Annotated in this window: 4 protein-coding genes; 1 reads left to right on the top strand and 3 read right to left on the bottom strand. The window is 44.8% G+C overall.

Features of this window, described 5'->3' with window-relative positions:
* Positions 1–34: 34 nt before the first annotated feature.
* The 3 genes from J6U00_RS10060 to J6U00_RS10050 form a co-directional block, all read right to left on the bottom strand.
* Positions 35–2,020, bottom strand: a complete 1,986-nt coding sequence (locus J6U00_RS10060; RefSeq protein ID WP_296581498.1) for a dockerin type I domain-containing protein — start codon at positions 2,018–2,020, stop codon at positions 35–37.
* Between the two features lie 488 nt (positions 2,021–2,508).
* Positions 2,509–4,935: a glycoside hydrolase family 44 protein gene (locus J6U00_RS10055; protein ID WP_296581495.1), complete on the bottom strand. Its 2,427-nt coding sequence runs from the start codon at positions 4,933–4,935 to the stop codon at positions 2,509–2,511.
* Positions 4,936–5,005: 70 nt separating this feature from the next.
* On the bottom strand, positions 5,006–5,902 hold the full coding sequence (locus tag J6U00_RS10050; protein ID WP_296581493.1) for a helix-turn-helix transcriptional regulator: 897 nt from the start codon (positions 5,900–5,902) through the stop codon (positions 5,006–5,008).
* 243 nt (positions 5,903–6,145) lie between these two features.
* On the opposite strand from J6U00_RS10050, the gene J6U00_RS10045 reads away from it, so the two are divergent.
* On the top strand, positions 6,146–6,601 hold the full coding sequence (locus J6U00_RS10045) for a GNAT family N-acetyltransferase (protein WP_296581491.1): 456 nt from the start codon (positions 6,146–6,148) through the stop codon (positions 6,599–6,601).
* Positions 6,602–6,760: the final 159 nt, after the last annotated feature.

The raw sequence follows: 6,760 nt of genomic DNA, 5'->3' as shown, positions 1-6,760 counted from the left end.
AGTCCTTACTCTAAATAAGGACTGTTCATATATATCACTGCAAACGCTGCCTATCAAGATAAGCGTCTATGGAAAGCGTTTCCGTATGAGTTGAAAGAAAAGCATAATAACTGAGTATGCACGAGGCATCTACCGCGTCAATAAGTCCGTTGCCGTCTACATCGGCTGCAAGTTGCTGCTCCCTGTTGAATTCAGCCCTGCCGCCGGTTGATATCCTCGCATAATGCGATAGTATCAGCGAAGCGTCAACAGCGTTTTTCTGTCCGTCACCATCCACATCTCCCTTTTTTTCTGGAGGAAATGTAGTGGTTGTCACAGTAGTAGTCACTGTGGTTGTGGCAGTCGTTGTGGGTTTCTTGGTGGTAGTCACTGTGGTTGTGGCAATCGTTGTGGGTTTCTTGATGGTAGTCAATATGTTTGTAGTAGTCGTTGTGGACTTCTTGGTGGTAGTCACTATGGTTGTAGTAGTCGTTGTGGACTTCTTGGTGGTAGTCACTGTAGATGTAGTAGTTGTTGTTGGCTTCTTGGTGGTAGCCACTGTGGTTGTGGCATTCTTTGTGGGTTTATTGGTGGTAGTCACTGTGGTTGTATAAGTTGTGGAAACAGTAGTGCTTGCAGAGGTAGTATATGTCTCACCGGTTTCGGCAGCTATCCTCTCCTCAAGAGATTTAACTGATGCACTGTTATACTTTACCGGCACCGTACCACTCATATCAACATTGTGTCTCTCCGTATCAAGCCCATAATACAGCTTTCCTTCTTCGGCATACATACCGTAGATATATCCCGTAGACTTCTCAGAAGCATTCAGCTCATAAACCCTTATGCTTTTACCGTTACATATAGCGTATATAGCAGTTGGCGTAGAATAGTAGGCAGTTCCACCGGTAACCTCAAGTATATTGAAGGATTCAGTCCAGTAGGAACGATCATTCCCCCATACAAACCACGTCGACGCCGATGAAGGAAGTGAAGCCAATGTCTTCGAGGATAATACACTGTGCGTACCACCGTCATATTTATAAAGCTCCGCCTTTGTTGCCTTTACTGTACCAACCATTGCCAGCCAGCCGTTATCATAACGCTTTATTGCCTTTTTCGTGCCGAGCCAGAAGGCACTGCTGAAATTATCGGGCACTTCTATATTATAAAGGGAATTTCCGAATACGTCCTTCCAATCTTCAGTTTCGTGATTGCAGTTTTTCATCTCTTCAGCCGTTCTGAGGAAATTGTCATGCTTTACTATGCCTTTGTATCCGAGGAAGCTGTCGTCCCATGCTACGTCAACAAAATAACGGCTGCCGTTTATGCGTACAATATTCCACGCATGTCGCAGTTCATCACTGGTGACAAGCTGAGTCTCTATACCGAGCCTGTTAAGGAGCTTTGCATAAAGCTCTGAATAGCCCTCACATACCGCAAGTCCGTTTTTCAGCATACCGTAAGCGCTATACTGCTCCTTGTTATTGCGCGTAACAGCTCCATAATACGCTGGATAGTCGTAATCAAAGCGAACAGCTAAATAATCGTGAAGATATAGTGCTTTTTCCTCTTCAGACCAGCTGTAGTCCACACCGGAAAGTATCTCGTCAAGCATAGCGCTGTACTCGCTGTACTTCTCAGTATACTCACTTCCGCTGAAAAGATATGACAGGCTTATGGTGCTGCTGTAGGGACTGTAAGAAATTACGCCCTTTTTAACAAGTATGCCAACATCATAGCAGGAAGAAACGTGCCTGTATATCGCTATAAGATCGTCAGCGTTACTGTTGGTCATCTTTACTCCCCTGCTGCTAAATTCCACGGCATTCTTGTGGAAATAAAGTGACTCATATACCGTTTCTGCCGCTATTTTGGACTGCTGAGCCGAAAGGCTACCCACCGTGCCAATGTACGAAAAATCTGGCATCGATGGGATATCAAATTCGGCGATAACAGTAGCTCCAGGTGAGAAAAGCGTCAGTGTAAAAACTGAGGCTATTGCAACAGCTGCTTTTTTTAATTTTATGTTGCACGGCATATCTCTCACCCTTTCCTGGTCGTATATTTATAGGAAATATTTAACAGTTTTGTTCAACTATTTTTCTTATAATTGTATCATACCACAATAATGATTTAATTTCAATTGATATCCTGCATGAAAAATCAATCAAATATGTAGTCATATTAACGGACAAAAAACTGACTTCTTTAAATGTAATGCTTATATAGGAGTTTTTACACGAAATATTGAGAAAAATGGAGGCTACCTCAAACTCCTTACTCAAACTTCTGGTTTTATCTTTTACCATGATAGGACGCGTGAGTAATAAAAAAGACCTGCAAGAATGCAGGTCGCGCCCTATTAGGGAAAAATCATATAAAAGTATTTGGAAGGGGGCACAGTGGTACCTCTCTGTTGTACAGGGAGGTACCACCGATAATTTTATATAAAGTTTCTTTATAAACTCTGTGCTTAAGGAAATCCTTTTGCGCAAAAACATAAATAATTTCAGTGTTTTTCGTTTATCAGTCCTCTATTTCACTGGGAAGCAACTTAATGATATTCAGTCTAAAAAGCTGTATCGCAAGAGCATCATTCGTTGTAACTCCATCGCCTGTGCTACAACAGTCTGCGTTTTTGAGTCCCTGCTCCGTGATATGAAGCTCGCCGCTGCCCTTAACCCCGTATTTATCAGGGTTTGAAAGAGACTGCATTATAAGCACTGCGTCTGCAATATCAACAGTTCCGTCGCAGTTTGCGTCACCGTACACTGTTTTGTCGTCACTACCGTTTAACGAAGATGTTGAAGTTGTAGTCGTAGTCGTTGTGGTCACAGTTGTAGTTGTGGTCGACGAAACCTCCGGAGCTTCACCCTGAGCGTACTCGTATACCACCTGAACGCTGGTATATTTCAGCTCAATAGTATCCTCGCCTGATTCGCCCTTTTCAGAAGCGTCCCACCACTTCTGGAGCTCTATCTTGCCGTCAGCTATAGTTGCCTCAAGATCCTCAGATACCTTGTCAGCGCCCTCGCCTGTTGTCTTTGTAAGTATGCCGTCAAACTTGACCGTAGCTGATACGCTGCTTCCGAGAGAAAGAGAGAAATCCTTATATGTCCAGAATCCCTCACCGTCCTTTGATACTGCGTTCATGCATACCGCACAGCCTGCTGTGCCCCAGCTCGAACCTGCGCTTGACGTTACAGAGCCGTTAATTATTATCTTTGAGAGGTGCTTTGCATCCTCTATGGGAACTGTTACAAAGCCCTTTGAGTCTGTCATAGCTTCGATATCGGTATATTCCTTTGTTACCGTATCCGTCTTTGTCTCTGCATAGGTTTTCAGCCCGTCGAAGGCGTCAGCCTTATCGGAAACTACTACCATAGCTGCTGAGAAGGCAGGAAGCTCAGCTTTTACCTTGTTTTCTGTGACGTCCTTAATTATGTCTATGAGCTTTATCTGCTCGTCGCTGCCGTAAACAGCATATACAGCTGCCGACTTGTATTCCTTTTCTGCGTTTTTCAGCTCGATAACTGCATTTTCATTGTCATTCTGATCCTTATTGGTTACCATTACTGTTACCTGTGAATCGTCATCAGCATCTACAGAAGCGTAAGCGCTCGACTTTGAAACGTCCTCTGTTGCCGCAGGTATAAGGGTATCGCCAAAGCTACCGCCCTTGCCGTCATAGTTGGTGTAGAGGTTGATACCTGCAACTATAAAGGGCTCTCCGCCCCAAAGTGAAGCGAAATATACACCCTGATCAGCATAACAGCCCAGCGCCTCAGCCTGTGCTATAGTACCGGAAGCATTATCTCCGCCGCCGAAGTTGTACTCGGATATGGCAAGCTTTGTTCCGGGATAGTACTTGTCTATGGAAGCTTTCACAGTGGGAAGTATTGGCACATTCTCCATGCACCACTTTCCTATCCAACTGTTCTCTACAAAGCCCTCCTCATAAAGAGTGCGGACGGACTGTAATCTGTCCTCGATACCGTTTCTTGCGGATTCGGAATAATAGTGTATATCAAGCACGTCAAGAAGCCTTGTGCCACATTCCTCGGAAGCCTTCTTCATTTGATCAAGATAACAGTCAAGATACCAGTGATAGTTGTTTGCAGCCTTTATCTCCTCCCATTCGGTATGGTCGTCATCGTCATCGAGGTGATCGAAGGCAGTATAACCATAAAGCGCAGGTCCAAATACCTCGGCGCCGGGGTCAAGCTTCTTTACAGCTTTTGCCATTTCAACAGACTTTGTGCCGAGCTCCTCAATAGTAACAGGCTCAGGATGCATACGACTGTGGGTATCGTTCCAGAGTACGGGCTCGTTATCAAGGCTGTAACCCTGTATACCAGTTTCAGACTGCGAGTTCCCGAGCTTGTTAATGATATAGTTTACATACTCGTCCATGTATACTACTCCGTCATTAAGGTCGGGATTATCTGCAAATGGAGCATCCTTGGTAATGACTACCTTGTTCCAGCGGTCAGAGGGAGCTGTCTCCTCCTCAGATACGGGACCGTCCTTGTCAGCCGACACATAGCCTGCTAGCTGGAGAGTTGTCAGCTTATAGCCTACATTGTTTTTTGCTGCGTCCTTTGAGAGGACCTGTACACAGTCAGCAGGTTCGTCCGACTCAGAAAGATTGGTATCCGAGCTGTGTTTCCAGTCAGAGCCTGCGTTTGAAGCGTTGGTCTCCCAGTTGTAAGCTGTCATACGGTTTCCACCCTGACGTACTGCTGATGTACGGACGTCCTTGAGCTTGGTGGTGTACTGGTTGACACCGTAGATAAGAGGGGATATCTCCTTGCGCTCGCCCTTGAGATCAACCGTTATGTTCATGCCGTAGCCCTCTTCCACAGCTGCCTGATAAGGTATAACGCTGTAGGGTGAAATTGCTGCGCAGCCTGATACAACACAGGCTGCAATTAATGCTGCTGTTTTTTTCATGTTTTTTCCTCCGTTTTCTGTTCCACTGTAATGCCTCAGCGGATATATCAACAGCTTTCGCTGCCATTGCCTATAATTCTCCTTCTCCCCACCACGGTACCTGGGGGACGACCTCGTCCTGCTCGCCGTCTCCGCGCCTGAAAGCGCCCTGTGTCCATTCCTCTACATTAGGATCCATGTACTGTATATAATTGGTTATCGTCTTAGCCAGTACAAGTATCATGGTCAACGGTATCTGGTGTGTATAGCCGTAAAGTATGACGGGCTTGTCGTCGATATCCGCCGAGACCCTCCATACCAGTCCGAACCTGTCAAGCCTGTCTATTATGTACTGCACCTTTTCGGCAGATATATTCAGCTTTTCCGAGATCATTGCCGCCGAGAACATCTTGTTCCTCACGCTTGCTCCGAGATAGGTGATTATACTTATAGCGTCATCGTCTGCAAGAGTATTAAACAGGCGTATCATATTCGTGGTATCCCCGAAGTATGAATTAACGCCGTTGTCAGGGATCTCAAGGAAACAGAAGTACCTGAGGTCCCTGCTGATGCGTGCCAGTGCCAGTTCACGGTCAGTTTTCAACCCCGCGTAGGTCTCATGTTCATAGCTGCCGCGGAGCTTTGCAACGGTGTCGTTGTTTGGATTGCAGGCGCAGAGAGCAGTATACATTATCTTCAGGAGCTTTTCCGCTCTGTTTTCCGGAAGAGTTGCTCTCATTTCATCGTCAACGAGCTGCTCGATGTCTCTTTCACTGCTCGTGATCTTTACGCCGAAAAGGAAGTCAAGAGAAGTATTCAGCTCCCTTGCTAGCTGCGGAAGCAGTTCACCGTCAGGATAGCTGGTATTTTCCCACTTTGAAACAGCCTGCGGTGAAACGTTGAGCCGTGCGGCAAGCTGCTCCTGCGTAAGTCCGAGAGCCTTTCTGCGCTTTACGAGATTCATTCTGAAAACGCTTTTATTGTCCATGATGTACCTCCGGTCTCTGTGCTTTCTACATTTTTATTTTATCACAACATTCAGTTGAGTTCAAGCGAATGTTAATAGATATTTTGCAACTAATGGTTGTATTTGTAATATCATTCATAATTATAGATTTAATCTTTTGCGGTCGAAGACAGGCATATTATCCGTTATTTCGTTTTGACTTGATTAAATGGCAGGATTATGATATAATGATAGGAAATTCGAATCAGCCCGAAGGAGAAAGAAATGCTCGAAACAAGAAGATTGAAAATCTATGCTGCATCGCAGGATATCATGAAACAATTCATTGAAACGCAGACTATAGATATACTGAAAGCCGCTTACACAGAAATGCTGGACGGCTGTCTGGATCATCCCGATCAATGGGAATGGTATGCAATCTGGATGATTGAACTGAAAGATAACACACATATAGGAGAACTCTGCTTCAAGGGGCTTTCAGCGGACGGCATAGCAGAAATTGGATACGGGATCTCTGAAGAATTCCAGAATAACGGATATGCGACCGAAGCAGTCAAAGCGGTATTGGAATGGGCGTTTTCACATTCAGAGGTCTCAGCAGTTGAAGCTGAGACCGATTCTGATAATACTGCTTCCAAAAGAGTGCTTGAGAAATGTGGATTTGCTCTGAATGGCATCATCGGCGAAGAAGGACTGAGATGGACAGTTTTCAAGAACTAAATCCTTAGTAGTATTTTCCCACCGATTTTAATACTAACAATGTCCTTAGAATGCCGTGGTTTACGGTATTCGCCTATTTTTACAGTTTTTAAAGTATAAAAAAGAACCCCTATTTTTTATTAAAATAAGGGGTTCTATATGATTGCGACGGCTAGATTT

This window comes from Ruminococcus sp. (assembly GCF_017650195.1).
Taxonomy (GTDB): Bacteria; Bacillota; Clostridia; order Oscillospirales; family Ruminococcaceae; genus Ruminococcus.
Note: the sequence above shows the minus strand (reverse complement) of the source record. Positions and strands in the feature narration are given on the sequence as shown.

Coding starts and splice junctions, on each gene's coding strand:
- J6U00_RS10060 (WP_296581498.1), bottom strand. CDS start 2,020: ATGCCGTGCAACATAAAATTAAAAAAAGCAGCTGTTGCAATAGCCTCA.
- J6U00_RS10055 (WP_296581495.1), bottom strand. CDS start 4,935: ATGAAAAAAACAGCAGCATTAATTGCAGCCTGTGTTGTATCAGGCTGC.
- J6U00_RS10050 (WP_296581493.1), bottom strand. CDS start 5,902: ATGGACAATAAAAGCGTTTTCAGAATGAATCTCGTAAAGCGCAGAAAG.
- J6U00_RS10045 (WP_296581491.1), top strand. CDS start 6,146: ATGCTCGAAACAAGAAGATTGAAAATCTATGCTGCATCGCAGGATATC.